Consider the following 23812-nt stretch of genomic DNA (forward strand, 5'->3'; position numbering starts at 1 on the left):
CGGCCTGCGCATATGCAAGCGGCCGTAAGCACAACTCGCAATAATGCCGCGCATGGCATTCCTCGCGATCGACATCGGCAACACCCGCCTCAAATGGTCCCTCTACGACGTGGCGCGGCCTGGTGCCGAGTTGCTGGCGCATGGAGCCGAGTTCCTCGATCACATCGAGCGCCTTGCCGAGGGACCGTGGGCCGACCTGCCTCCGCCCACGTCGATGCTCGGCTGCGTGGTGGCCGGCGATGCGGTGCGACGCCGCGCCGAAGAACAGGTGGTGGAGCGTTTCGACTGCTCGCCGCGCTGGGTGGTCTCCAGCCTCGCCGAAGCCGGCATCGTGAATGGCTACGACCATCCAACGCGCCTGGGTGCCGATCGCTGGGTCGCGATGATCGGCGCGCGCCATCGCATGCTGTCGCAAGGACCGGTGCGGCCGATGGTCGTGGTGATGATCGGCACGGCCGTGACCGTGGAGGCCGTCGATGCCAACGGGAAATTTCTTGGCGGCCTCATCCTGCCGGGGCACGGGATCATGTTGCGCGCCCTCGAATCGGGCACCGCTGGCCTGCATGTGCCGACCGGCGAAGTGCGCGAGTTTCCGACCAACACCAGCGATGCCCTGACGAGCGGCGGCACCTACGCGATCGCCGGTGCGGTCGAGCGCATGGTGCAGCACGTGCGGGCGCATTGCGGCGCCGAGCCCGCCTGCTACGTGACGGGAGGGGCGGGCTGGAAGATGGCGCCGAGCATGAACGGCGACTTCGAGCTCGTGGACAGCCTGATCATGGATGGCCTGCTCGTGATCGCCGAGGAGCGCTTGCTGCCCGGCTGATCGTCCCGCAGACCTTCAGCGGTTTCCCGTCAGGCCGTCCACGGCCTGGAACATCGCCTGCCGGGCCTGGCTGATGATCTGCCCGCGCCACGCATCGGTGTCCGTATAGAACGCCCGAAGCATCTCCGCGCGAATCGATGCAGCAAGTTCGGCCGGCGCCTCGGGATGGTTGTGCAGCCAGTGGTCCGCGCGCAGCGCACCCATCACTTCCATGACGGGGACGGTCCCGTATTCGAGCGCGATCCCCGTGTACTCGGCCTGCGGGCACTCCTCATAGACCGCGCTCCACATCAGCCCGGTCAGGAATGCGGAGGTGGACGATCCGTCGTAGATCGATGTCACCGGCGCCGCCGGAGTGCCCCACCATGCATTGGCGCGCGCGTAGGCGGCCTTGTCGTCCCTGCACGAGAAGATGCGTTCGCCGATGCCGTTGGGCCCGAGGCCGGTATGGAGGTCGATCCACGCCATCTGTCGCGTCGACTTCGCATGCGTTCGCAGGACTTCGCGGATGGTCCCGTTGCTCCATGTCGGCGCGTTGCCGCCGAAGAAGAGGCCGTCCGGGAACTGGTACTGGCCACTCGTCACGGCGGCCTGGTAGGCGGCCGCGCCGTGCTGGTCGATCCATGCCGCGATCGCCGCATGGTTTTCCGCTGTCGGCGGCCACTCGGCGGGCAGGAGCAGCGAGTGGAGGCTGGCGTACGCCTCGTTGACGGGCAGGGGCCCACCGAAGTCGAAGAAGTTGCGATTGAGGTCCACGTTCTCGTGCGTCACCCGCCGGCCGTGTGAAAAGCCGTGCGGATTGAGCGCATGCACGTAGAGCACCGCCACACCCTGGTCGCGCGCCTTCTGGCGCCACTCGTCGTCGTGCAGCGCAAAGATCTGCACGCCGCTGCCGCAATAGCCTTCGACGCCGTGGCAGGCGCTGGTCACGATCAGCAGGCGCTCGGCATCGGGGCTGCCGTCGAGGGCGACGTCCATCGCCAGTTCCTCGCCGTCGCGCCCCTTCAACGGGTGAACGTGCGATTGCACGGCAAGCCCGGCGCTCGCGCAGGCCTGCAGGTACTTCTGCCGGGCCAGCAGGTAGCGGGACGAGAAGGCCTCGCCGACGCCGATCATGCGGCCGCCCCTTGCGCAAGGAACTGCTCGGCCAACTGCACCCAGCAGGTCGCGCCCAACGGGATCAGGTCGTCATTGAAGTCGTAGCTGGCGTTGTGCAGCATGCACGGACCGCCCCCGTGGTGCCCGTCGCGATGGCTGCCGTCGCCGTTGCCGATGAAAGCGTAGGCGCCCGGCTTTTCCAGCAGCATGAAGGCGAAGTCCTCGGCCGTCATGGCCGGGTCCTGCACCAGCACGTTGTCCTCGCCGACGATGCCGGCCATCACGCGGCGCGCGAAGTTGGCCTCGGCTGCGCTGTTGATGGTCGGCGGATAGTTGCGATGAAAGTAGAAGTCGCACTCCGTGTCATGCGCGGCGCTGACGTGCTCGGCGATCTTCTTCATGCGCGACTCGATCAGGTCGAGCACTTCGAGCGAGAAGGTCCGCACCGTGCCCTTCAGCACGCAGGTGTCGGGGATCACGTTGGTGGCTTCGCCCCCGTGGATCATCGTGACCGAGATCACCCCGGCGTCGGTCGGCTTCTTGTTGCGCGTGATGATGGTCTGGAAGGCCTGCACCATCTCGCACGCCACGGGCACCGGATCGATGCCGGTGTGCGGCAGCGCCGCATGGCCGCCCTTGCCGCGGATCGTGATGACGAACTCGTTGCTAGACGCCATCGCCGGACCCGGGCTCACGGCAAACTGGCCGGCCTTCATGCCGGGCCAGTTGTGCATGCCGAAGACGGCTTCCATCGGGAACTGCTCGAACATCCCTTCCTTGATCATCTCGCGCGCACCGCCGCCGCCTTCTTCGGCGGGCTGGAAGATCAGGTAGACCGTGCCGTCGAAATTCCGGTGCGTCGCCAGATGCTGCGCTGCGGCGAGAAGCATCGCCGTGTGTCCGTCGTGCCCGCAGGCGTGCATCTTTCCGGGGTGCTGGCTCGCGTGCGCGAAGGTGTTCAGCTCGGTCACCGGCAGGGCGTCCATGTCGGCGCGCAGGCCGACGGCGCGGCTGCTGGTGCCGTTCCTGACGATGCCGATCACGCCGGTCGTGCCCAGCCCGCGGTGGATCGGGATGCCCCATTCGGTGAGCTTGGCCGCCACCACGTCGGCGGTGCGGACTTCCTGGAAGCAGAGCTCGGGATGAGCGTGCAGGTCGCGTCGCACGGTGGCGATGCCGGCCGCCTGGGTGACGAGGGAATCGATGAGTTTCATGGGAAGGAGTCTAGGCTTTGCGGGGTGTGCCCGCAAAGATCATGCCTCTGAGCGGAGTCCCTGATGATCGAGCCGCGGGCGCCATCGCGGACTTCCGGGACAATGGTCCGCATGTCACATGTGCTCTCCCCCCGAAGCCTCGAACTCGCGCAGACCCTGGTGCGCATGAACACCGTAAGCGCCAATAGCAATCTGGAGCTGATCGACTTCGCGCGCGACCATCTGGCCGGGCTGGGCGTGCGCAGCCGGATCACCTACAACGCCGACAAGACCAAGGCCAATCTCTTCGCCACCCTGGGTGCCGGCAAGAAGGCCGGCGTGATCCTCTCGGGACACACCGACACGGTGCCATGGGATGGGCAGGCGTGGAGCGTCGATCCGCTTTCGGCCATCGTTCAGGACTGGCCGCAGGACGATGCGGACGCCGACGTGGCCGTTGTCGAGCCGCGCCTCTACGGGCGGGGATCGGCCGACATGAAGAGCTTCATCGCGCTCGCGCTGGCCAACGCCGAGTACTTCATCGAGAGCGATTCGCCGTTGGCGGTGCACTTCGCCTTCAGCTACGACGAGGAAGTGGGCTGCTTCGGCGTGCGCGAACTCATCGCGGACATGAAGGACCAGGCCATCAAGCCGCTGGCCTGCATCATCGGCGAGCCGACCCTGATGATCCCGGCCATCGCGCACAAGGGCGTGTACCGCTACAAGTGCTGCGTGCGCGGCAAGGAAGCGCATTCGTCGCTCACGCCGCAGTCGGTCAATGCCATCGAGATGGCGGCGCGGGTGGTCGGCAAACTGCGCGACATGGCCGAGGGCTTCGAGCGCGACGAGCCGCGCTATGCGGGCTTCGACGTGCCTTTCAGCACCGCGAGCGTGGGCCAGTTCCATGGCGGCATCGCCGACAACGTGGTCCCGCGCGACGCCGAGTTCCGCTACGAATTCCGCAACTTGCCGACCGCCGACGCGGCGCAGATGCAGAAGGAAATCGTTGCCTACGCGAGCCGCACGGAGGCCGCGATGAAGAAGGTCGCGCCCGATGCCGGGTTCAGCTTCGAGACCATCTGCGAGGTCCCGAGCTTCCTGGGCTCTGCCAACGATCCCGTCACACGGCTCGCGCAGCGGCTTGCCCGGGAGTCGCGGACCACGCTGGTGGCTCTCGGTACCGAGGCGGGCCTTTTCAAGAACGCGGGCATCCCGACCGTGGTGTGCGGGCCCGGCAGCATCACCCAGGCGCACCAGCCCGACGAGTACGTGACGCTCGATCAGCTGGCGCGCTGCGAAGCGTTTCTGCAGGGGCTGGCGGCGACGAAGGAGATCCGCTGAGTCCGGCGCCGGGTCGCCGCGCGCCGGCGTGCGGACCATGAAACGCATTGCGCTCGGCCTCCTGTGCGCTGCCGCGCTGCTCTACGCAGTGGCGACGGCGCTCGAGCCCCGGCATCCGGGCTGGGGCTATGTCGCGGCCTTTGCCGAAGCGGCCATGGTCGGCGCGATTGCCGACTGGTTCGCCGTCGTCGCCCTGTTCAGGCATCCGCTCGGACTGCCCATTCCGCACACGGCGATCATCCCGGCCAACAAGGACCGCATCGGTGCCAAGCTGGCCGGCTTCATCTGCAACAACTTCCTGAGTACACCGCAGGTGCTGGCCAAGCTGGAACAGGTCGATCCGGCGGCACGGCTCGCAGACTGGCTCTCGCGGCCGGATCGCGCTGAAAAACTCGGCGAGCACCTGGTGGCCGCGGTGCGCTACGGGCTGACCGCCTTCGACGACACGCGGGTCCGAGACTTCCTCGGCCGGATGGCGACGGCGGGGCTGGCGCAGGTCGACGTGTCACGCCTGGCTGGGCAGGCGCTCGACGCGCTGACCGCGGGCGGACGGCACCAGGCGCTGCTCGACGACGTGCTGGTGCAGGTCGCCGGCGTCGTCGAAGGCGAGGAGGTGCAGGAGCGCATCACCGAGGCGATCGCGCGCGAGGTCAAGGCGCTGCGCTACGTGGGGCTGGACCAGGTCGCGGCGAAGCTTGCGACCCGCAAGATCGTGGCGGCCGTGGCGCGCACCATCGCCGAAATGGCCGGCGACCCGGCGCATCCGCTGCGGCAGCGCTTCGATGCCTTCATGGCCGATTTCGTCGAACGCCTCAAGACCGACCCCGAATTCCAGCGACGCGGCGAAGCGATCCGCGCCGACCTGCAGGCGCATCCCGCGCTCGGCGACTATCTGCACGGACTCTGGAGCGAGGTGCTCGACTGGCTGCACAGCGATCTGGCGAAGTCCGATTCGAGCATCCGCCAGCGGATCGTTTCCATGGCGGGCGCCATGGGCGCGCGCCTGCATGCCGACGAAGCGATGCGGCGTTGGATCAACGAGCAGATCGTCGATGCGGCGCCGCGTGCAATCGAACGCTACCGCGAGGACATCCGCCGCTACATCGTCGAGCGGGTCGAGGAATGGAACGCCGACGAGATGACCCGGGAACTCGAGCTGAACATTGGGCGCGACCTGCAGTTCATCCGGGTGAACGGGACGCTGGTGGGCGGCCTGGTCGGCCTGGCGATCCATGCCGCCACACAGTTCTGGAAGAGCTGAGTCGGCTCAGGTGCGGATGCGTCCGTCGCCCGTGATCATTGACAGCTCGACGAACTTCGACGCCACGTGGTTGCGCGGCGAGAAGGAGACCTCGAAGCCGCCGAACTGCTGTCGGTCGATGCTTTCGAGCCCGGCGATCAGGCCCTCGCGGCTGACCTTGCCGGGCGCCCGCCGCAGCCCTTCGACCAGCACCTTCGCAGCCAGGAAGCCCTCCAGGCTCGAGAAGTTGGCCTTGGTGTTGCCGCCGCCCTTGCGCAGCGCGTCGTTGAACTCGCGCGTGATGCCGTTCGCCGCGTTGTAGGGCGAAGGCACGACCTGCGTGACCACCACGCCGGCGCCGTCCTTGCCGAGCTCGTCGGCCAGCGCCTGCGTGCCGACGAAAGACACGTTGAAGAAGGTGCCGCCGTACCCGGCCTTGCGCGCTTCGCGGATGAAGGCGGCACACGACTTGTAGGCGCTGACCTGGACCACGGCGTCGGGACGCGCCGCAACGATGCTCTTGACCGCCGTGGCGACGTCGACCGAATTCCGCTCCACCGTGGCGAGCGCGGTCGGCTTGAGGTCCAGTTGCGACAGGGCCAGCGTGACGCCGTCGAGACCGGCCTTGCCGTAGGCATCGTTCTGATAGAAGACCGCGATCTTCTTCAGGCCGAGGTGGGTGAGCTGCTTCACGATGAGCGCGGTCTCGTCGTTGTACGAGGCGCGCAGATGGAACACGTTTCGGTGGAAGGGCTCGCGCAGCGCCATCGCGCCGGTGAAGGGCGCAATGAAGGGGATCTTGGCGTTCACCGCCAGCGGCAAGGCCGCAAGGCTGGTGGGCGTGCCAATGTAGCCGAACAGCGCAAAGGCTTCGTCGTCGATCAGCCTCTTGGTGTTGGCGGCGCACCGATCGGGCTCATAGCCGTCGTCCAGGAACTTGATCGCGACGTCGCGGTGCCCGGGCTGTGCGTTGTACTGGTCGAGATAGAGCTTGGCGCCTTCGTAGAACTGGATGCCGAGCTGCGCGGCCGGTCCGGTGAACGGTGCGGACTGGCCCAGGACGATCGGCGTTTCGCTCTGCGCCCGTGCCGATTGAAAGCCGGCGAGTGCCGCCGCGCCGGTAGCGATCGAAAAATGCCTGCGATTCAATTTCATGAAAACCCCTCAGCGCGCATTCGCGACGCAGAACTTAGACTCGCCTGTTGGCTGTTGCCCCTGTTGACTCATGACTCTCCAAACCCAAGTGCTCGGCGCATGCCCGCATGACTGCCCCGATACCTGTGCGCTCGTGACGACCGTTCAGGACGGCGTGGCCATCAAGCTGCAGGGCAATCCGGCCCATCGGCACACCGCGGGCGTGCTCTGCACCAAGGTCTCGCGCTACATCGAACGGAACCACCATCCCGAACGTCTTGTGCAACCCTTGAAGCGCTCCGGACCCAAGGGGAGTGGCCTCTTCGAGCCGGTGACATGGGAGGCCGCGCTGGACGACATCGCCGCGCGACTCCGTGCGATCAGAAGTAACAATCCGGAAAAGATTGTGCCTTACAGTTACGCCGGAACGATGGGTCTCGTGCAGGGCGAATCGATGGATCGTCGTTTTTTCAACAAGCTCGGCGCGTCGCTTCTGGACCGCACGATCTGCTCCACCGCCGGGGGTGAGGCCTTAGGTTTTACTTTGGGCGGCAAGGTGGGAATGCGGGTCGAGTTTTTCGCGGAAGCGAAGCTGATCTTGATCTGGGGCAGCAACTCGATCGCCAGCAACCTGCACTTCTGGCGCCATGCGCAAGCCGCGAAACGCGCCGGCGCGCGGCTGGTGTGCATCGATCCGCGGAAGACCGAGACGGCGGACAAATGCGACGAACACATCGCGCTCTTGCCCGGCACCGATGCGGCCCTTGCCTTCGGCCTGATGCACGAGCTGATCGTGAACGACTGGCTCGATCACGACTACATCGAGCGGTACACGGTGGGCTGGGCGCAGCTTCGCGAGCGCGCGTTGCAGTGGCCGCCTTCGCGCGCGGCAGCCGTCTGCGGCGTGCCGGAGGCGCAGATCGTCGAACTGGCGCGAGCCTATGGAACGACCAGGCCGGCGGCCATCCGGCTCAACTACGGAATGCAACGCGTGCGAGGCGGCGGCAACGCGGCCCGCGCGGTGGCGTGCCTCCCGGCGCTGGTCGGCGCATGGCGCGATCGGGCGGGCGGCCTGTTGCTGAGCAGTTCGAGTCTCTTCCCGGTGGACCGTGCGGCATTGCAGCGGCCCGACCTGCTTGACGGCCGGCGCCCGCGCACCATCAACATGGCCTCCATCGGCGACGCGCTGCTCGACGAGGCGAATCCGATCGAGGCCGTGGTCGTCTACAACAGCAATCCCGTCGCCATCGCGCCGGAGTCGGGCAAGGTTGTCGCCGGCTTCGCGCGCGAGGACCTCTTCACCGTCGTCCTCGAACAGTTCCAGACTGACACCGCCGACTACGCCGACTACGTGCTGCCGGCCACCACGCAGCTGGAGCACTGGGATATTCATTACAGCTACGGCCACACCGACGTGATGCTGAACCGGCCCGCGGTCGCGCCGCGCGGCAAGGCGCGCAGCAACACCTGGGTGTTCCGGGAACTGGCGAGACGCATGGGCTTCGACGACCCCTGCTTCGCGGACGACGACGAGACCTTGTGCCGCACCGCATTCAGCGAGGAAGCGGTCGCCTTCGAGGAACTCATGGCCCAGGGATTCGCGACGCTGAAACTGCCCGACGCGCCTTACGCAGAAGGCAATTTCCCGACGCCGTCCGGACGCTGCGAGTTCTACAGCGCGCGGCTGGCCGCGCAGGGCCAGGACGGCGTGCCCGATCACGTGCCCAACTACGAACCCGCGGGCAGCTCGAAGGAATTCCCGCTCGCGATGATCTCGCCGCCGGCGCGCAACTTCCTCAATTCGAGCTTCGTCAACGTTCGTAGCCTGCGTTCGATCGAAGGCGAGCCGCTGCTCGAAATCAACGAAGCGGACGCCTCGGCGCGCGGCATCGTGGACGGCGCCACGGTGCGCGTGTTCAACCAGCGCGGCGAGCATCGCTGCCGCGCCGAAGTCTCGCGGCGCGCCCGGCCAGGCGTGGTGCACGGCCTCGGCATCTGGTGGCGCAAGCTCGGCATGGACGGCACGAATGTCAACCAGCTCACGAGCCAGCGGCTGACGGACATCGGACGCGGCCCGACCTTCTACGACTGCCTCGTCGAGGTGGAGTCCGTCACCGAGGCTGCGGTCTCGCCATGAAAGTCGGACGCGGGCGTCTCGCAGCATGCGCGGCGGTCGCAGGGATGGCGTTGCTGGCGGGTTGCGCCGATCTGGGCTACTACTGGCAATCGGCCAGTGGCCACCTGGGGCTGATGCGGGCGGCACGTCCGGTGGACCAGTGGCTCGAAGACCCGACGACTTCCGACGCGCTCAAGACCAAGCTCGAACTGACAACGCGGCTCCGCCGCTATGCGGTGACGGAGCTTGGCCTGCCCGACAACGACAGCTACAAGGCCTACGCCGACCTGCACCGCAACGCCGCGCTCTGGAACGTCGTGGCCGCTTCTCCGCATTCGCTGACCTTGAAGACCTGGTGCTTCCCGGTCGCCGGCTGCGTCGGCTACCGGGGCTACTACGACGAGGCCGCGGCCAAGGCGGAGGCCGCCGAGTTGCAGGCGCAGGGCCTGGAGACGTCCGTGTACCCGGTGCCCGCGTACTCGACGCTCGGCTGGATGAACTGGGCCGGCGGCGATCCGCTGCTCTCCACCTTCATCGGCTACCCCGAAGGGGAACTGGCGCGCATCGTCTTCCATGAACTGGCGCACCAGGTGCTGTACGTGCCGGGCGACACGATGTTCAACGAATCCTTCGCGACCGCCGTGGAGCGCATCGGGGGGGCGCGCTGGCTGAAGACCCACGCCAGCGAGGCGGCGGCGCAGGAGTACGCGCAGTTCGACGCGCGCCGCCAGCAGTTCCGCGCGCTCACCGCCGACACCCGGCGCGCGCTGCAGGAGATCTACACGTCGAAGGACGCGGAGGCCAAGGACTGGGAAGCGGTGGATGCCCGCAAGAAGGCGGCCATGGACGAATTCCGCCAGCGCTATGCGACGCTGCGTGCGTCCTGGACAGGCCCCCGGCAGGGCGCCTACGACACCTGGGTGGCCCGCGCGAACAACGCGAGCTTCGGTGCGCAGGCGGCCTACGACGAACTCGTGCCGGGTTTCGAGGCCCTGTTCGAGCGCGAGGGCGAAGACTGGCCGCGCTTCTACGCCGCCGTCAGGCAACTGGCCAAGATGCCCAAGGATGGGCGCGACCTGGCGCTCAAGACAGGCACGCCCCTATCGACGGACCTCAAGCAAACTCAGGCACCCTGCTGCAAGCCCAACAACACGAAGAACGGAGCCCCCGGTGTCTGAAATCCACATCGAACGCAACCATGACCTGGGATTGGCCGCAGCGCGCGAGGTCGCGCACCGATGGATGCGAAAGGTCGAAGAAGACTACGGCATCGAATGCTCCTACGACGAAGGCGAGACCTGCGACGTGGGCCAGTTCACCCGCGCCGGCATCGACGGCACCGTGGAAGTCAGCGGCAGCCGCTTCACCCTGAACGCCACGCTCGGCTTCCTCTTCGCGAGCTTCAGCGAGCAGATCGAACAGCGCCTGCAGCAGAACCTCGACGAATTGCTGGGCGACAAGTCGACCGCTGACGACGACGATGCCTACAACGACAAAGATTGGCTTTAAGACGCACGACGCCAAAAGCGGCGCGCCCGAGCCCAGGAACCCCGCGGAACCGGCTCAGCCGGTCCGCCGGGGTTGCCCCCGGAGAGGGGGTTGGCGGCCACACGAAGTGGGCAAGCCTGGGGGACGATCTATTTCAGTGACTCGATGAGGTCGATGTACTGCTGCTTGGCCTCGTCGGCGCCCAGGCCCTTGCGCGACGTCCATGCATCCCACTTCGCGCGGGCGACGATGTCGCTGAAGCTCGGCTTTTTCTCGGCGTTGTCACCGGCGGTGGCCTGCTTGAAGAGACCGTAGATCTTGAGCAGCGTCGGGTTCTCCGGACGCTCGGCGAGCAATTTGGAGTTGGCTTGGGCGGCTTCGAACTGGGCGTTCAGGTCGGACATGGCGGAGGAGGGGTTTCGTCAAAAACCCGATCTTAAGTGACGTAGCCGTCTATAAATTTCAATCGGACAGGCCGGCGCGTGCCAGTTCGACATCGAGCCGCTCGCGCGCATCGGCCGGCTCGAGCGACGCCGCCTTTTCGTAGAGGCGCGTGGCCTCGGCCATGCGCGAATCGCCCTGCAGCATCAGCAGCCCGCGCGCGTATTCCATGAGGACGCTGGCCGAGTGTGGATTGAGCTGCAGGCTGCGCTCGAACAACTCGATGGCGGTTTCGGCGCGCACGCCGTAGGTCATGCGGCCGACCAGCGAGCCGACCTTGTCGATGACTTCCGCATGGAAGGCCCCGAGCGCCGCGTGCGCATCGGCGTGGTGCGCCTGCAGTTCGATCACGCGCTCGAGGGCGCCCTTGACCTTGCTGCCCAGTCCCTGCGCCAGCGCGCGCGCCACGCTGATCCCCTGGCTGTAGCGCCCCAGCGCATAGGCCTGCCAATAGAGGGCCTGGCAGTTGTCGGGCTCCGAAGCCACCTGCGCCGTAGCTCGCTCGGCCACCTGCTTGAAGAGCGCCAGCCGGACCGCCTCGCGCGGCTCGAGGTAGTTGGCGTAGATGGCGGTGGCCTGATTGGCGAGCGCGAGGCCTTCGCGGCCGTGCTTCAGGCCGATGGCCGCTGCCCGTTCGAACTCGCCGCTGTGATAGAGCGCCCAGCCCTCGGCCAGGGGTCCCGGCACGGGCGGCTGCAGGCCTTGGCCGGCATGGAGGCGTGGCCAGTGCGTCAACAGGTTGGAGGTGTCGAAGCGGGGGGCGTCGTGATAGGGCAATCGGGTCCATTGCCCCGGTGGGGGTGGGGCGCCGACGGACAGCAGCGAGAGAGGTTGGAGGTCCGGTGGGGTCATTCGATAGAGGTCAGACCGTTGCAGATTGATCTTCGCCGGCATAGGCGCTGCTGAGCGTCAGCAGATGCCGCCGTTGCTCCGTCGCCAGATAGGGTGCCAGCAGGTGCAGTGTGTGATGGGCGCCTCGCAGCAGGGCGCCCTGGGCATGCGCGGGCTCGAGCGCCTCGCGCGGATTGCGGACGTATTCATAGCTGAGCCAGTAGGTCAGCACCACCACCATGCTCTGCGCGAGCGTGTCGACTTCGCGCGCATCGATGTCGAGATGGCCGGCGCGGCTCAGTCCGGCCAGCAGGGCGCGAATGGCCCGCGCCTTGTTCTTGAGCACGATCTGGAACTGCGTCTCGAGGTGCCTGTTCTTGCTCAGCAGGTCGTTCAGGTCGCGATAGAGGAAACGGTAACGCCAGATCAGCTCGAACAGGCTGTGCATGAAGAACCATGCATCCTCGACGTCGTGCACCCCCTCGCTCGCATGCAGCAGGGTGACGAGTTCGGTCTCGTAGCCTTCGTAGAGCCGATTGATCAGCTCGTCCTTGGCGGGGTAGTGATAGTAGAGGTTGCCGGGGCTGATGTTGAGTTCGGCTGCCACCAAGGTCGTCGAGACGTTCGGCTCCCCGAACCGGTTGAACAGGTCAAGTGCGGCTTCGAGGATGCGTTGCGCAGTGCGGCGTGGCGCTTTCTTGGCCATGTCGGAGCCCCGTTTTTGTCTCTGGGGGACACTCTAGCGCAACTACGCCGCCGCAGGTGCGGCGATCACCGCTTGCCCCGCGGCCGGCGGCGGGGCTCAGTCTCCGGTCAGGCCGGGTCAGCTATTTCCCGGCGCCTTGTGGCGCTGCGAAGGCTTCGCGGCTTCCGAGGCTTTGCGCGCGGCGGCCTTGCGCGGCGTCGGACGAGCCGGCGCGTCGGCGGCATCCTTGCGTTTCAACTGCGCCTCGAGGGCTTCCACCCGCGCCTGCAGTGCCGCCACCTCCTGTGCCGACGGCATGCCGAGCTTTTCGAGGGCGCGCGCGACGCGGTCCTCGAAGATGTTCTCCAGCTTTCCCCAGCCGCCCGCCGCCTTGGTGCCGAATTCGCTGGCGAATCCGGCCATCCGAGCCTGCGCCTGGGCCAGGGTTTCCTCGGCGGCCTGCTGGGTCTTCTTCTGGACGCCGACGCCGTCCTTCACCAGCGCCTCGAAAGCCTTGCTGCCTTCCTGCTGCATCTTGGCGAAGGCGCCGAGGCCGGCGAGCCAGATTTGTTGGGCGGAATCTTTGATACGGTCGGTGGCGGCCGATGCGGGGTCGTCGCTGTTTGGCGGTGGCTTTTCCATGGACGGATCTCCGAGTGGGAATAGCCTGAATGTAGATCACCGGCCGACTGGCTTTTAGGGCCGCGCATCCAGTGGCGCTAGGCGTGGTGTTGCCAGAAGAGGGCCTGGAGGTCGCCGCGGATCGTGTCGATGCCGGCGGAAACGGAATGCTTCAGTTCGATCCACGCCGAGGCGTTGGCTTCCTCCCTGCGGCCGTCGGGGCCGCCGCCATGGAAGGCTGCCACGCCGGCCAGGAGAGCGCATGTCGCTGCGACGGCCCATCCCTTGGCGGTGTTCTTGCCGCTTTCTCTTTCTCTGTGGGGCATTGGTGAGGCCTGCATGGTGTCGCGCTGATCCCTTGGGCTTTCCCTCTCAACGGACAACTTCTGCAAGTTGAAACCGAGGCGCCGGCTGTCGCCGCTGTGTCCGAAGTCGGTCGGGCGCAGAGGGTCGGCGATGTCGAGTTCGATCACCAGTGCCTTCACCTGCGGGTCGGCGTCGGGGCGCAGGAACCTGAAGGTCGTGCCGGCCAATTGCGTGCGGCCGTCGCGGATCTGGACATTCGCGCGCTGCCCGTTGAGCCAGGCGCGAACAGTTGGCGCGCGTGAGGGCGATGGGGCGTAGATCGTGCCGTGCAACGTGATCGAGATCGTCTTTTCATTCGCGAATGCGTCGGCCCGCAACGGAATGACGATGCAGGCGCGCTCTCCGACCGTCCAGACGCCCGCCGCTTCGGGCGAACTCCAGCCGAAGGTCAGCCACGCGGTCGCATCGCGGCCGGCACAGATGTCGTAGGCGTGGTCCAGCGTCAGTTGGGGAAAATTGTTCAGCCCGGGATTGTTCGGATCCAGTCCCCAGCGCATCCCGAACGCGCGATCCAGGGCATCTTCCTGAACGCTCGAGATGCGTCCTGTGGCAGGGCCAGCCACTGAACAGATCTTCGCCATGCCTTGCAGCGACAAGATGCGCGGTCCGATGGGAATCCAGTCCGAGCAGTTCGGCGGAAGCTTGGTGCGGTTGTTTCTGTCGGGCGAGATCAGACGAAACGACCGCTTCATGAAGTAGTCGGCCTCTTGCAATGCACCCGACGAAAGCCCGCAGACGAAGCTCAGATTGTCTGAAGCCAGGAGCCCATAGATATTGGCGTCGGTCCAGGCTGCGTTGGGTATGTTCGCCGCGAGATGCTCCAGATGGCCCAGGCTTTCTTCGTTCGGATGCGGCTTGATCGCCAGGATATCCACCTGCCTGGCGAGTTGCCTGACCTGCTCGATCACATCCGCCGGGCGCGCAATCTCGCCGTTCTGGACGAGCGCCAGATCGACGCTGGTCTGTCCGCAGAACAATCCGACGCTCAGGTCTTTGTCAAAGATGTTCGATGAGCCTCGGCGGGCGAAATATCCCTTGAGAACGGCGGCTTCATTCCAGAAGTCCTCTTCACCAATCCGCCAGCCTTCGAGCGTTTCCTCGATCAGGCGGTCGTTGGTTCTTGCGCAGAAGGCGAGGTGAGCGCCAAAACGGATCGGTGCGATTTCGAGATCAATGAACGACGCGCCGCAGCGATCGACATGGCGCATCAGCGATGGCGGCATGCCCCAGCCGATCACCAGCGTGGTGGACGTGAAGCGCGGAATCAACCCGGATTCCTCAAGCGGCTGCAGGTCGGCCAGCGCCGTCTTCGCCCAGCCGTGAGGATCACGAGGGAGCCCCAGCACGCCCATCATCGCCGCCACGTCGAGTTCACCGCCATCGCTGAGTGCGGCTATTTCGTTGCAATGAATGCCGAGCCGTTCGGCCTGAAGGCCGAGTGCCCGAAAAAGAAAGCGGCGGTTCGAAGGATGCGATTGCAGCGTGTTGTCGACGGAGCGAAAGAAGTCGTCCGTGAACACGATCTCGTCAAAGCGACTGACGGTCGTCATTGCATGTCCTGAAGCCTGATTTGGCGAGTCGGATTCAGCGCGATGAAAGTGAGTTCCAGGCTTTACCAAAGAAACCTTGGCGACTGTCCTACACGCCGAAGGCGCTTCGGCTGACGATAATTCGGGCTGACTGCCGGCTGACCTGAATGGATGTTCGGTACTTTTTTAATCGAAAGTACTACTGAATGGCCTGCTGCCGGCAGTGTGCCCCACGTACAAGAATCAATGAGCTTTCGTTTTCGTGGACGACTTCTTTCGCTCGTCCGACAACGGACTGTCTTCTCATCCCCTTAATCGTCAGTTCCTTCGGAAGTTGTTCGAGTCGGCCGCGACACGGTTGGGCCTTGTCTGCGATGAAGCATTTGCTTCGAGCGACGGCGGCACGATCGACGTGGCGGCGGCCATGGACGCTTTGTCGCTGCCGCGCTGTGTTGGTGGCTGGGCGCAAGCGTCCGGCGCCGACATTTCGGCGGCCAGCCGGGCAGGCCGATTGCCCGACCTGGATTCGCGATGCCTTGTGATCGGATGGGGGATGCCGCCCTCGTTGTTGAACTACGTCGACAACAGCGGGGCTGTGTTCATTGACCTCGAGATCGATCCGATTCGCTTCACACGGCATCTCAAATTCTGTGCGCGGACCAATGACGGGCCGACGGAAAAGGCTCTGCAAGGCCTTCGAATCGACGATGGACATTCGTGGAACGACGCCGCGGCGCTCATGGGATATTTCGCTCGCCGTGGCGGTCGGAGCCTGTTCGACTCCGGCGTGAGCGTCGGCTTGTTCGTTGGTCAGACGTCCGTGGACCTCGCGCTTGTCGAGAAGGGGAAGTTGGCACGCCCGGTCGATGCAGTGGATCGCGTGCGGGAGCTTGCGAAGAGTGTCGATCTGCTCCTGATCAAACGCCACCCGTACGAGCCCGCCGTGTCGCATCTGGATGAACTTGCGCGCAGCGTGTCGAACGCCCTGTGGACCAACGAGAACGTCTACGCATTGTTGTGTGCCGACAATCTGCGCCTCGTCTGCGGACTGTCTTCGGGCACGCTGCGAGAAGCCGAGTATTTCCTGAAGCCCGTCGAATACCTGATCGATGCGGATCGAAACAATCCGAGCCGACTGCCGCGGGGCTGTTCGCATTGGTATTCAGTGCCGGCGACGATTGCCTCGATGGAGACGATGGCCGAGATCTGTGCGGCTCAGGGCTACCTGGATCGGGCACTTCGTGCTGTCTTCCCGAAGCGAACCAGATTCGCAGGGCCTAACGACGGTTTCAGGGAGGACACGCTGGATCATGCGCTCGGCATGCGCTGGGGCCTGAGTGGCGCGCAGAAGGGCTTGCGAGTTTCGCCGCGTGTCCAGCTCGAAACGGACTGCGACCTTGCCGAAGGGTCATCTGCGACCGCGTGGCTTGGCGAAGGTTGGTCGTCCCCGGAACCCTGGGGGGTTTGGTCGGACGGCGAGCGGGCCTCGATCGTCGTCCTGATCGAGACGCAGGTTGATGCCTCGGTTGGCGCTGAAATTCTGCTTGTCGGTCATCCCTTCATGCCGACCCACGGAGAGCCCCCTGAACTTCTGGTGGGCCTCAACGGAGGCCCGGCTCGCCGTCCCCTGGTTCGAAAGACTGCGGGGGCGGATGGAGGGGAAGTCACCTTGAGCTTGCCGTTGCCGGCAGCCAGTGGTCGACGCGTGCTGGAGCTCAATTTGCATGTTCGGAATCCGATCAGTCCGTCGGACGCGGGAATGAGTGGAGATGCCCGCCGCCTGGGTTTCGGGTTGCATCGGCTGCGACTCGAGATGCGCGCCGTGCGACGATCGCCACGTACCGCTGAGCGCTCGCCTTGCCGAGCCGTTCCCCTCCATCAAGAGGCTTGACCGCCCGATGGGATTCCCTGGCCGATAGGGCAAACGTCTGGCTGTCGCCTTTCCCGATGGGATAATTCGCCGACGCCGCCGACAGCGGCCTCTTTCAGTCCATATACGGGGAACCCCATGATCCTGGTCACCGGTGGCGCCGGTTTCATCGGCGCCAATTTCGTGCTCGACTGGCTGGCCCAGAGCGCCGAAGCGGTCGTCAATGTCGACAAACTGACCTATGCCGGCAATCTCGAGACCCTGGAGTCCCTGAGCGGCGACCCCGGCCACATCTTCGTCCAGGGCGACATCGGTGACAGCGCGTTGCTCGACCGCCTGCTGGCGGAGCACAGGCCGCGCGCTGTGGTGAACTTTGCCGCCGAGTCGCATGTGGATCGCTCGATCCACGGACCCGAGGATTTCGTCCAGACCAACGTGCTGGGCACGTTCCGTTTGCTTGAGTCCGTTCGTGGCTATTGGAGTGCTCTGCCGACGGAGGAGAAGGATGCTTTCCGCTTCCTGCACGTCTCGACCGACGAGGTGTACGGCTCGCTTTCGGCGACCGACCCGGCCTTCACCGAAGAAAACAAGTACGAGCCCAACAGCCCCTATTCGGCTAGCAAGGCTGCCAGCGACCACCTGGCGCGCGCCTGGCATCACACCTACGGGCTGCCGGTGGTCACCACGAACTGTTCCAACAACTACGGCCCATTCCATTTCCCCGAGAAACTCATACCGTTGATGATCGTGAACGCGCTCGCCGGCAAATCGCTGCCGGTGTACGGCGACGGCATGCAGGTGCGTGACTGGCTCTACGTGAAGGACCACTGCAGCGCAATCCGTCGCGTGCTCGAGGCCGGCAAGCTTGGCGAGACTTACAACGTCGGCGGCTGGAACGAGAAGCCCAATATTGAGATCGTCCACACCGTGTGCGCCTTGCTCGACGCACTGCGCCCCCGCGCGGACGGCTGCAAGTACAGCGAGCAGATATCCTACGTGACGGACCGCCCGGGGCATGACCGCCGCTATGCGATCGACGCGCGCAAGCTCGAGCGTGAACTGGGCTGGAAGCCGGCCGAGACATTCGACACCGGCATTCGCAAGACCGTCGAGTGGTATCTGGCGAACGGCGAGTGGGTGCGCAACGTCCAGAGTGGCGCCTACCGCGAGTGGGTGCAGAAACACTACGCCGGAGCCGGCGAATGAAGGTGCTGCTGCTCGGCAAGGGCGGGCAGGTCGGCTGGGAGTTGCAGCGCAGCTTGGCGCCGCTCGGCGAAATCGTGGCGCTCGACCACGACAGCACGGAGCATCATGCGGACTTCAGTCGCCCGGAATTGCTCGCGGAAATGGTCCTCGCGGTGCGGCCCGACGTGATAGTCAATGCCGCTGCACATACGGCGGTTGACAAGGCTGAGAGCGAGCCCGAGTTCGCGCGCAAGCTCAATGCGGTCGCGCCGCGCGTGATCGCGGAGGCCGCTGGTCGCATCGGCGCGTTGATGGTCCACTACTCGACCGACTATGTCTTCGACGGCAGAGGAAATACGCCTTGGAAGGAGTCCGATGCGACTGGCCCACTCAGCGTGTACGGCCGCACCAAGCTTGACGGCGAGCTGCTCGTTGCAAAGCACTGCCTGCGCCACCTGATCTTCCGTACGAGCTGGGTTTACGCCGCGCGGGGCGGAAACTTCGCGAAGACCATGCTGCGGCTTGCGAAGGAGCGCGAGCGCCTGACCGTCATCGACGACCAGTTCGGTGCGCCGACTGGCGCCGAGTTGCTGGCCGATGTGACCGCGCACGCGATCCGCGACACCTTGCGCAATCCGGCCAAGGCGGGGCTCTACCACCTGGTTGCCGGTGGCGAGACGACCTGGGCAGGCTATGCACGCTTCGTGCTCGGGCGCGCGCTCGTCGCGGGCGTCTCGCTCAAGGCGGGGCCTGACGAGGTCGATCCGGTGCCGACCAGCGCGTTCCCAACGCCTGCGGTCCGGCCGCACAACTCGCGGCTGGACACGTCGAAGCTCCGGTCGACCTTCGGCCTCGTCCTGCCCGACTGGCGGGACGGCGTTTCGCGCATGCTGCGCGAAACCCTCTGACTCTGGAAAAGAAGGACCTATGACGCAACGCAAAGGCATCATCCTGGCGGGAGGCTCCGGCACCAGGCTGCATCCGGCGACGCTCGCGATCAGCAAGCAGCTGCTGCCGGTGTACGACAAGCCGATGATCTATTACCCGCTGAGCACCCTGATGCTCGGCGGCATGCGCGACATCCTCGTGATCAGCACGCCGCAGGACACGCCGCGTTTCCAGCAACTGCTCGGCGACGGCAGCCAGTGGGGCATCAACATTCAGTACGCGGTGCAGCCGAGCCCTGATGGCCTGGCGCAGGCCTTCATCATCGGCGACGAGTTCATCGGCGATGCGCCGAGCGCGCTGGTGCTGGGCGACAACATCTTCTACGGCCATGACTTAGTCCACCTGCTGTCCGATGCCGACGCGAAGCAGTCCGGTGCGACCGTGTTCGCCTATCACGTGCAGGATCCGGAACGCTACGGCGTGGTCGCGTTCGATGCCAGCGGCAAGGCCAGCAGCATCGAGGAAAAGCCCGTGAAGCCCAAGAGCAGCTACGCGGTGACGGGGCTGTATTTCTACGACAACCAGGTTGTCGACATCGCCAAGGCGGTGAAGCCGAGCGCGCGCGGCGAGCTGGAGATCACGGCAGTCAACCAGGCCTACCTAGAACAGGGGAAGCTCAGCGTCCAGATCATGCAGCGCGGCTATGCGTGGCTCGATACCGGGACGCACGACAGCCTGATGCAGGCTGGGCAGTTCATCGCGACGCTGGAGCACCGGCAGGGGCTCAAGATCGCCTGCCCCGAAGAAGTGGCGTGGCGCAATGGCTTCATCACGCGCGAGCAGTTGGAGGTTCTTGCCAGGCCGCTGGAAAAGAGTGGGTATGGCAAGTACCTGATCCACCTTCTGACTGACGAGGTGCGCACATGAAAGTCACTCCCACCGCCAATCCGGAAGTGCTCGTGATCGAGCCCAAGGTGTTCGGCGATGCGCGAGGATTCTTCTTTGAGAGCTTCAACCAGAAGGCCTTCGACGAGGCCGTTGGCCGGCATGTCGAATTCGTCCAGGACAACCATTCGCGCTCGGTCAAGGGCGTGCTGCGGGGGCTGCACTACCAGATCCGGCAACCGCAAGGGAAGCTGGTGCGGGTCGTGAAGGGCACGGTGTTCGATGTGGCGGTTGACATCCGACGGTCCTCTCCGACCTTCGGTCGGTGGGTGGGCGTCGAACTTTCGGAAGAGAATCAGAAGCAGCTGTGGGTGCCTGAGGGATTCGCGCACGGCTTTCTGGTCGTCAGCGAATCGGCGGATTTCCTCTACAAGGCCACCGACTACTATGCACCGCAATACGAGCGTGCGATCCGGTGGGACGATCCGGGCCTCGGCATCACGTGGCCGGAAGTGGGGCTGCAGCCTGTGTTGTCAGCAAAGGATCTGGCGGCATCCGCCCTGGAGCGTGCCGAACTGTTCGAGTGATTCGGCCGCGCGGCCATGGCGTCGATGTCGAATGACGTGACCTCGCTCGCGTGCTCGTGGGATCGATTCGCGATCTCTGCATAGTTGTCTATGACCCGCGCATATAGGTCCGAATCGGGGCGATTCGGAGCATGGAGGAATGTCGAGCCAGAAGGCGTTGGGCTGTGCGTGGTACGCGTCTTGATCACTTTCCCCAAACTCAGCGTGTAGATTGACCTCGGCGTCCAAGTCCGCGAGTTAAACCTTCCGGCCGCTGCTGAAAGTCGACAGGAGCCGATATTCATCGCTTTGCATGAGGCTCGCACGGAACCCTTCCGGCGTGTTGTGTGCCGAGAAGTGCAATTCGACGGTGGCTTCACTTTCCGGCGGTCGGCGAAGTACCTGCAGGTAGATGCTGGTGACATCCTCTCTCGTCAGCGTTTTGACCGGTGCTACTGAGACAGGTGCGCCGGTGGCCTCGTCGGGGTTCTCTAGCCTTCTTGCTCGCCGAAAGAATTGCAGTAGCCGCCTGGCTCCTTTGAGTTGCATGGTAGCCGAACGAGAAAGAGGCCACAGCGCTGCGGACCAGACGTTAGTTTGGCTCGCAATGAACGTCGTCTGCTGGCGCTGCTGGGCGGCGGACAGCGCTTCGATGCGATCTCTGCTGGCAAGCAGCTCCGCGACCTGAGATGCGGCCCCTGCTGGATTTCGTAGGTCGAAAGACGGATTCTCCGAGAGATGCGGCAGCCCCAACATGGTCTCGCGCGAGGCGAGGAGCGGCGCTCCATATGACAGCGCCTCCAATGCCTTGAACTTCACGCCGTAGTCGTTTTCCACCGGGCAGAGCATCAGGGCGCAGGTGCAAAATTGCCGCTCAACCTCATCGCGATCGGCTAGCCCGAGCAACTGGACATTGGAAGGCGCATCGGGAACCTCTGCCGCAGACGCACCGATTATTGTCACCAAGCCATCAGATCCGATCGCCCGGAGGGCGGGCGCGAACTCGCGCGTCAGCCACTCTATGGCGAGACGATTGGGATAATGCCCATAGGCGCCAACGAAAAATAGGCGCTTCGTCCCCGCATAGGCCCATCGGTTCCGCTTGGGATCGAGATACGGAGTGATGCAAACGGGGGGGCGACGCGTCGGATGCCGCGGCAGGTCGGGCGGTCCGATGGCAATTAACTGGTCCACGGAGGCATCAACGCGCCTCACCCAACGATTGGCGCGGGCAAGGCTGACCCTGGCTGTGAGGCGACCGTGATGTGTGTTACCGACGCGGATTAGATCGCCGTAGAAGTCGCCCTCCCGGTTTAGGCTAATTAGGGCCGTTCTCGCATCCGAGCGAGGCAGCCGCAGGAAGAGTGTGCTGGGGTGGTAATCGATGACGATGACATCGATGCTGTAGACGCGGACCGCCCAGGCGATACCTTCCTCAATGTGTTCCTGATTTAGGGCTTGCATTTCCCAGGGCAATTGGAAGACCGCGCTCCATGCGAATCGCGCGATCGAGCGGATACCATTGGACTCGTGGTGGACGTTCCCTTCCTTGAAGGGTTGGAAATGATGCTGGACCTTCAGACCGGCGAAGAAGGCATCAGTCCCAGACTTCCATGCCAACGGCCCAGCCGTCATGGCGAAGAGATCTATGCCAAGATCAGCCGAGAGGCGTTCGACATGGTTTCGGCAGCAAATGCTCCCGCCATTGCCAGGCGCCGCAAGCGGAACCACGGTGAAGTAGAGCACCCGCATATATGGAGAACGACCTTTATTGCCCGGTTTGCCAATGCTGCTGGGCAGGCTGCTATGGCCTGCAAGTCACTGCATACGCTAGCGCTTTCTGAATAGTAGGAGTCTACGAGCATCGACAACGAAGCCGCAGCCCGTCGGTTACCAACCACAGCGAAATGAACTGCCCCCAGCTTCGGCCGGGGGCTCTTCCCGTTTCTGGGCCGCAAGCCTATTTCCGTTCCGCGACGTAGGTGATCCCCGCAGCGTTGCTGAATGGGTGCTTCGTCACCCTCCACCCCAACTCATCGAGCAGCGGCAAGAGGTAGTCCTCGCGGAATGAGAGTTCAAGCCAGCCAAACTGGCGGATGCAGTAGATCGCCTGCCCGTCTGGGTTGATGCCCCAAGGGTAGGGCAGCGCATTGTTGATGGTCTCGCCAGCCAGCACCAGCTTGCCGCCCGGCTTGAGCACCCGGGGTATCGCCTTCAGCAGGCGCACATGATCCGAGCAGTGGTGAAATGCCTCGAAGAACAGCACCGCATCGAACTGCTGTTCCATGTGCTCAACGTCGAAGAACGTGCCGACGCTCGCATCAACATCCAGCCCGAGCGTCCCCGCGCGTCGCTGCACCAGTTCGACGAAGCTCGGCGTGATATCAATGCCGGTGACCTGGTAGCCGGAAAGCGCCAACTGCACGGTTGTGTTGCCCCAGCCAAATCCGAATTCGAGAACCCGGGCCGCACGCTTCAAGCTCATAGACTGGATCACATGCCCGACGGCCATCAACTGGTCGCCGATGATCTTGGCATCGCCGGTGCTGTAGGGGTAAGGGCGCGCGGCCATTGCGTCGATGTCGAATGATGTGACCTCGCTTGCGTGCTCGTAGGACCGATTCGCTATAGCCGCATAGTTGTCCAGGACCCACTGTGCATATCGGCGGAGTTTGGCGGCTCGGAGCAAGGAGGAATGTCGAGCCAGAAGGCGCTGAGCTGTGCGTGGTACGCGTCTTGATCACTTTCCCCAAGCTCAGCGAGATGATTGACCTCGGCGTCCAGGTCCGCGAGTTGAACCTTCCGGCCGCTGCTGAAAGTCGACAGAAGCCGGTATTCATCGCTTTGCATGAGGCTCGCACGGAACCCTTCCGGCGTGTTGTGTGCCGAGAAGTGCAATTCGACGGTGGCTTCACTTTCCGGCGGTCGGCGAAGTACCTGCAGGTAGATGCTGGTGACATCCTCTCTGGTCAGCGTTTTGACCGGTGCGACCGAGACAGGTGCGCCGGTGGCCTCGTCGGGGTTCTCTAGCCTTCTTGCTCGCCGAAAGAATTGCAGCATCTCGCCTAGCTCCTTTGAGTTGCATCGTAGCCGAACGAGGGATGACCTCCCAATCTGCGATCCCGATATCTGCGGCTGTTCGCGTGACCTGCCCCCTCGCAGCCGTACCAGCGCAATGGCAGCGAAGTCCGTCAACTTGGAGAATGCCGGACATGAGAAAGAGCAGATACACCGAGGAGCAGATCATCGGTTCCATCAAGCAGGCCGAGGCCGGCCTGCCGATCAAGGAGCTGTGCCGCAAGGGCGGCTTCAGCGACGCGACCTTCTACAAATGGCGCGCCAAGTACGGGGCATGGAAGTGCCCGATGCCCGGCGGCTGCGTGAACTCGAGGCCCCCGAACGACACTTCAAACTCCCCCACCTGTAGACACCTAAATTCCTCCAGGCAGGACACGGGGATTGCATTATTGATCGGTCAGGCTTCGGCCGCGATGGCCAAGCGTGCGGCG

The 23812-nt window shown here is 64.6% G+C and carries 22 protein-coding genes and 1 pseudogene; 12 read left to right on the top strand and 11 right to left on the bottom strand.

All coding sequences use genetic code 11. From position 1 onward, the window contains the following. Nucleotides 1-52: 52 nt before the first annotated feature. A complete protein-coding gene (locus ACSFBL_RS30390) occupies nt 53-826 on the top strand; it encodes a type III pantothenate kinase (RefSeq protein WP_435519539.1) in 774 nt (257 codons plus the stop codon). A gap of 15 nt (nt 827-841) precedes the next feature. On the opposite strand, the gene ACSFBL_RS30395 is transcribed toward ACSFBL_RS30390, so the two are convergent. Together ACSFBL_RS30395 and ACSFBL_RS30400 are read right to left on the bottom strand one after the other, a co-directional pair. Beyond that, entirely contained in the window at nt 842-1942 is a 1101-nt protein-coding gene (locus tag ACSFBL_RS30395; RefSeq protein WP_435519540.1) for a M14 family metallopeptidase, read from the bottom strand. Beyond that, nucleotides 1939-3138: a M20 aminoacylase family protein gene (locus tag ACSFBL_RS30400; protein WP_435519541.1), complete on the bottom strand. Its 1200-nt coding sequence runs from the start codon at nt 3136-3138 to the stop codon at nt 1939-1941. The genes ACSFBL_RS30395 and ACSFBL_RS30400 overlap by 4 nt, the downstream gene beginning before the upstream one ends. 111 nt (nt 3139-3249) lie before the next feature. Here ACSFBL_RS30400 and argE point away from each other — a divergent pair, with 111 nt between their 5' ends. Beyond that, nucleotides 3250-4458 carry an acetylornithine deacetylase gene (gene argE / locus ACSFBL_RS30405; protein WP_435519542.1) on the top strand — a complete coding sequence of 403 codons (1209 nt, stop codon included), beginning with the start codon at nt 3250-3252 and terminating at the stop codon, nt 4456-4458. Between the two features lie 37 nt (nt 4459-4495). Next, nucleotides 4496-5719 (top strand): DUF445 domain-containing protein, encoded by a 1224-nt coding sequence (locus ACSFBL_RS30410; RefSeq protein ID WP_435519543.1) that lies wholly within the window; start codon nt 4496-4498, stop codon nt 5717-5719. 6 nt (nt 5720-5725) lie between these two features. On the opposite strand, the gene ACSFBL_RS30415 is transcribed toward ACSFBL_RS30410, so the two are convergent. After that, the gene (locus tag ACSFBL_RS30415; RefSeq protein ID WP_435519544.1) at nt 5726-6853 is read right to left on the bottom strand and encodes an ABC transporter substrate-binding protein; all 1128 of its coding nucleotides are present in this window, start codon (nt 6851-6853) and stop codon (nt 5726-5728) included. 70 nt (nt 6854-6923) lie between these two features. Here ACSFBL_RS30415 and ACSFBL_RS30420 point away from each other — a divergent pair, with 70 nt between their 5' ends. The 3 genes from ACSFBL_RS30420 to ACSFBL_RS30430 are packed head-to-tail and all read left to right on the top strand — an operon-like array spanning nt 6924 to nt 10457. Continuing rightward, on the top strand, nt 6924-8969 hold the full coding sequence (locus ACSFBL_RS30420) for a molybdopterin-containing oxidoreductase family protein (protein ID WP_435519545.1): 2046 nt from the start codon (nt 6924-6926) through the stop codon (nt 8967-8969). After that, on the top strand, nt 8966-10126 hold the full coding sequence (locus tag ACSFBL_RS30425; protein ID WP_435519546.1) for an aminopeptidase: 1161 nt from the start codon (nt 8966-8968) through the stop codon (nt 10124-10126). Before ACSFBL_RS30420 ends, ACSFBL_RS30425 begins: the two co-directional genes overlap by 4 nt. Continuing rightward, a complete protein-coding gene (locus ACSFBL_RS30430; RefSeq protein ID WP_435519547.1) occupies nt 10119-10457 on the top strand; it encodes a polyhydroxyalkanoic acid system family protein in 339 nt (112 codons plus the stop codon). The genes ACSFBL_RS30425 and ACSFBL_RS30430 overlap by 8 nt, the downstream gene beginning before the upstream one ends. A gap of 128 nt (nt 10458-10585) precedes the next feature. On the opposite strand, the gene ACSFBL_RS30435 is transcribed toward ACSFBL_RS30430, so the two are convergent. The 5 genes from ACSFBL_RS30435 to ACSFBL_RS30455 all read right to left on the bottom strand — a co-directional run bounded on the left by ACSFBL_RS30435 (nt 10586) and on the right by ACSFBL_RS30455 (nt 14930). Next, the gene (locus ACSFBL_RS30435; protein ID WP_435519548.1) at nt 10586-10840 is read right to left on the bottom strand and encodes an acyl-CoA-binding protein; all 255 of its coding nucleotides are present in this window, start codon (nt 10838-10840) and stop codon (nt 10586-10588) included. A 58-nt stretch (nt 10841-10898) separates the two neighbouring features. Further along, nucleotides 10899-11729, bottom strand: coding sequence for a tetratricopeptide repeat protein (locus ACSFBL_RS30440; RefSeq protein WP_435519562.1), 831 nt, complete (start codon nt 11727-11729; stop codon nt 10899-10901). Between the two features lie 10 nt (nt 11730-11739). Continuing rightward, on the bottom strand, nt 11740-12414 hold the full coding sequence (locus ACSFBL_RS30445; RefSeq protein WP_435519549.1) for a TetR/AcrR family transcriptional regulator: 675 nt from the start codon (nt 12412-12414) through the stop codon (nt 11740-11742). Between the two features lie 117 nt (nt 12415-12531). Continuing rightward, nucleotides 12532-13035 carry a phasin family protein gene (locus ACSFBL_RS30450; protein WP_435519550.1) on the bottom strand — a complete coding sequence of 168 codons (504 nt, stop codon included), beginning with the start codon at nt 13033-13035 and terminating at the stop codon, nt 12532-12534. A gap of 77 nt (nt 13036-13112) precedes the next feature. After that, nucleotides 13113-14930 carry a hypothetical protein gene (locus ACSFBL_RS30455; protein ID WP_435519551.1) on the bottom strand — a complete coding sequence of 606 codons (1818 nt, stop codon included), beginning with the start codon at nt 14928-14930 and terminating at the stop codon, nt 13113-13115. Nucleotides 14931-15171: 241 nt separating this feature from the next. On the opposite strand from ACSFBL_RS30455, the gene ACSFBL_RS30460 reads away from it, so the two are divergent. The 5 genes from ACSFBL_RS30460 (at nt 15172) to rfbC (ending at nt 20324) form a co-directional block, all read left to right on the top strand. Beyond that, nucleotides 15172-16800 carry a hypothetical protein gene (locus ACSFBL_RS30460; protein ID WP_435519552.1) on the top strand — a complete coding sequence of 543 codons (1629 nt, stop codon included), beginning with the start codon at nt 15172-15174 and terminating at the stop codon, nt 16798-16800. A 117-nt stretch (nt 16801-16917) separates the two neighbouring features. Beyond that, nucleotides 16918-17985, top strand: a complete 1068-nt coding sequence (gene rfbB, locus ACSFBL_RS30465) for a dTDP-glucose 4,6-dehydratase (RefSeq protein ID WP_435519553.1) — start codon at nt 16918-16920, stop codon at nt 17983-17985. Further along, complete coding sequence (rfbD, locus tag ACSFBL_RS30470) at nt 17982-18872, top strand: dTDP-4-dehydrorhamnose reductase (RefSeq protein WP_435519554.1); 891 nt, start codon at nt 17982-17984, stop codon at nt 18870-18872. Before rfbB ends, rfbD begins: the two co-directional genes overlap by 4 nt. A 19-nt stretch (nt 18873-18891) precedes the next feature. Beyond that, nucleotides 18892-19779, top strand: a complete 888-nt coding sequence (rfbA, locus tag ACSFBL_RS30475) for a glucose-1-phosphate thymidylyltransferase RfbA (RefSeq protein WP_435519555.1) — start codon at nt 18892-18894, stop codon at nt 19777-19779. After that, on the top strand, nt 19776-20324 hold the full coding sequence (rfbC, locus tag ACSFBL_RS30480; RefSeq protein ID WP_435519556.1) for a dTDP-4-dehydrorhamnose 3,5-epimerase: 549 nt from the start codon (nt 19776-19778) through the stop codon (nt 20322-20324). Before rfbA ends, rfbC begins: the two co-directional genes overlap by 4 nt. Before the next feature lie 237 nt (nt 20325-20561). On the opposite strand, the gene ACSFBL_RS30485 is transcribed toward rfbC, so the two are convergent. The 3 genes from ACSFBL_RS30485 to ACSFBL_RS30495 form a co-directional block, all read right to left on the bottom strand. Next, entirely contained in the window at nt 20562-22055 is a 1494-nt protein-coding gene (locus ACSFBL_RS30485; protein ID WP_435519557.1) for a glycosyltransferase, read from the bottom strand. Nucleotides 22056-22263: 208 nt separating this feature from the next. Further along, the gene (locus tag ACSFBL_RS30490; RefSeq protein WP_435519558.1) at nt 22264-22875 is read right to left on the bottom strand and encodes a class I SAM-dependent methyltransferase; all 612 of its coding nucleotides are present in this window, start codon (nt 22873-22875) and stop codon (nt 22264-22266) included. A 53-nt stretch (nt 22876-22928) separates the two neighbouring features. Beyond that, nucleotides 22929-23363 carry a hypothetical protein gene (locus ACSFBL_RS30495; protein ID WP_435519559.1) on the bottom strand — a complete coding sequence of 145 codons (435 nt, stop codon included), beginning with the start codon at nt 23361-23363 and terminating at the stop codon, nt 22929-22931. 152 nt (nt 23364-23515) lie between these two features. On the opposite strand from ACSFBL_RS30495, the pseudogene ACSFBL_RS30500 reads away from it, so the two are divergent. Beyond that, nucleotides 23516-23715, top strand: a pseudogene (locus ACSFBL_RS30500) (transposase); the annotation flags it as partial. Nucleotides 23716-23812 lie beyond the last annotated feature (97 nt).

Origin of the sequence: Variovorax glacialis, assembly GCF_051216375.1 — a bacterium.
GTDB lineage: Bacteria > Pseudomonadota > Gammaproteobacteria > Burkholderiales > Burkholderiaceae_C > Variovorax.

What these genes read in the sequence shown, in the direction of transcription:
- ACSFBL_RS30390 (WP_435519539.1), top strand. Translation starts at nt 53, where the DNA reads ATGGCATTCCTCGCGATCGACATCGGCAACACCCGCCTCAAATGGTCC.
- ACSFBL_RS30395 (WP_435519540.1), bottom strand. Translation starts at nt 1,942, where the DNA reads ATGATCGGCGTCGGCGAGGCCTTCTCGTCCCGCTACCTGCTGGCCCGG.
- ACSFBL_RS30400 (WP_435519541.1), bottom strand. Translation starts at nt 3,138, where the DNA reads ATGAAACTCATCGATTCCCTCGTCACCCAGGCGGCCGGCATCGCCACC.
- argE (WP_435519542.1), top strand. Translation starts at nt 3,250, where the DNA reads ATGTCACATGTGCTCTCCCCCCGAAGCCTCGAACTCGCGCAGACCCTG.
- ACSFBL_RS30410 (WP_435519543.1), top strand. Translation starts at nt 4,496, where the DNA reads ATGAAACGCATTGCGCTCGGCCTCCTGTGCGCTGCCGCGCTGCTCTAC.
- ACSFBL_RS30415 (WP_435519544.1), bottom strand. Translation starts at nt 6,853, where the DNA reads ATGAAATTGAATCGCAGGCATTTTTCGATCGCTACCGGCGCGGCGGCA.
- ACSFBL_RS30420 (WP_435519545.1), top strand. Translation starts at nt 6,924, where the DNA reads ATGACTCTCCAAACCCAAGTGCTCGGCGCATGCCCGCATGACTGCCCC.
- ACSFBL_RS30425 (WP_435519546.1), top strand. Translation starts at nt 8,966, where the DNA reads ATGAAAGTCGGACGCGGGCGTCTCGCAGCATGCGCGGCGGTCGCAGGG.
- ACSFBL_RS30435 (WP_435519548.1), bottom strand. Translation starts at nt 10,840, where the DNA reads ATGTCCGACCTGAACGCCCAGTTCGAAGCCGCCCAAGCCAACTCCAAA.
- ACSFBL_RS30440 (WP_435519562.1), bottom strand. Translation starts at nt 11,729, where the DNA reads ATGACCCCACCGGACCTCCAACCTCTCTCGCTGCTGTCCGTCGGCGCC.
- ACSFBL_RS30445 (WP_435519549.1), bottom strand. Translation starts at nt 12,414, where the DNA reads ATGGCCAAGAAAGCGCCACGCCGCACTGCGCAACGCATCCTCGAAGCC.
- ACSFBL_RS30450 (WP_435519550.1), bottom strand. Translation starts at nt 13,035, where the DNA reads ATGGAAAAGCCACCGCCAAACAGCGACGACCCCGCATCGGCCGCCACC.
- ACSFBL_RS30455 (WP_435519551.1), bottom strand. Translation starts at nt 14,930, where the DNA reads ATGACGACCGTCAGTCGCTTTGACGAGATCGTGTTCACGGACGACTTC.
- rfbB (WP_435519553.1), top strand. Translation starts at nt 16,918, where the DNA reads ATGATCCTGGTCACCGGTGGCGCCGGTTTCATCGGCGCCAATTTCGTG.
- rfbD (WP_435519554.1), top strand. Translation starts at nt 17,982, where the DNA reads ATGAAGGTGCTGCTGCTCGGCAAGGGCGGGCAGGTCGGCTGGGAGTTG.
- rfbA (WP_435519555.1), top strand. Translation starts at nt 18,892, where the DNA reads ATGACGCAACGCAAAGGCATCATCCTGGCGGGAGGCTCCGGCACCAGG.
- rfbC (WP_435519556.1), top strand. Translation starts at nt 19,776, where the DNA reads ATGAAAGTCACTCCCACCGCCAATCCGGAAGTGCTCGTGATCGAGCCC.
- ACSFBL_RS30485 (WP_435519557.1), bottom strand. Translation starts at nt 22,055, where the DNA reads ATGCGGGTGCTCTACTTCACCGTGGTTCCGCTTGCGGCGCCTGGCAAT.
- ACSFBL_RS30490 (WP_435519558.1), bottom strand. Translation starts at nt 22,875, where the DNA reads ATGGCCGCGCGCCCTTACCCCTACAGCACCGGCGATGCCAAGATCATC.
- ACSFBL_RS30495 (WP_435519559.1), bottom strand. Translation starts at nt 23,363, where the DNA reads ATGCTGCAATTCTTTCGGCGAGCAAGAAGGCTAGAGAACCCCGACGAG.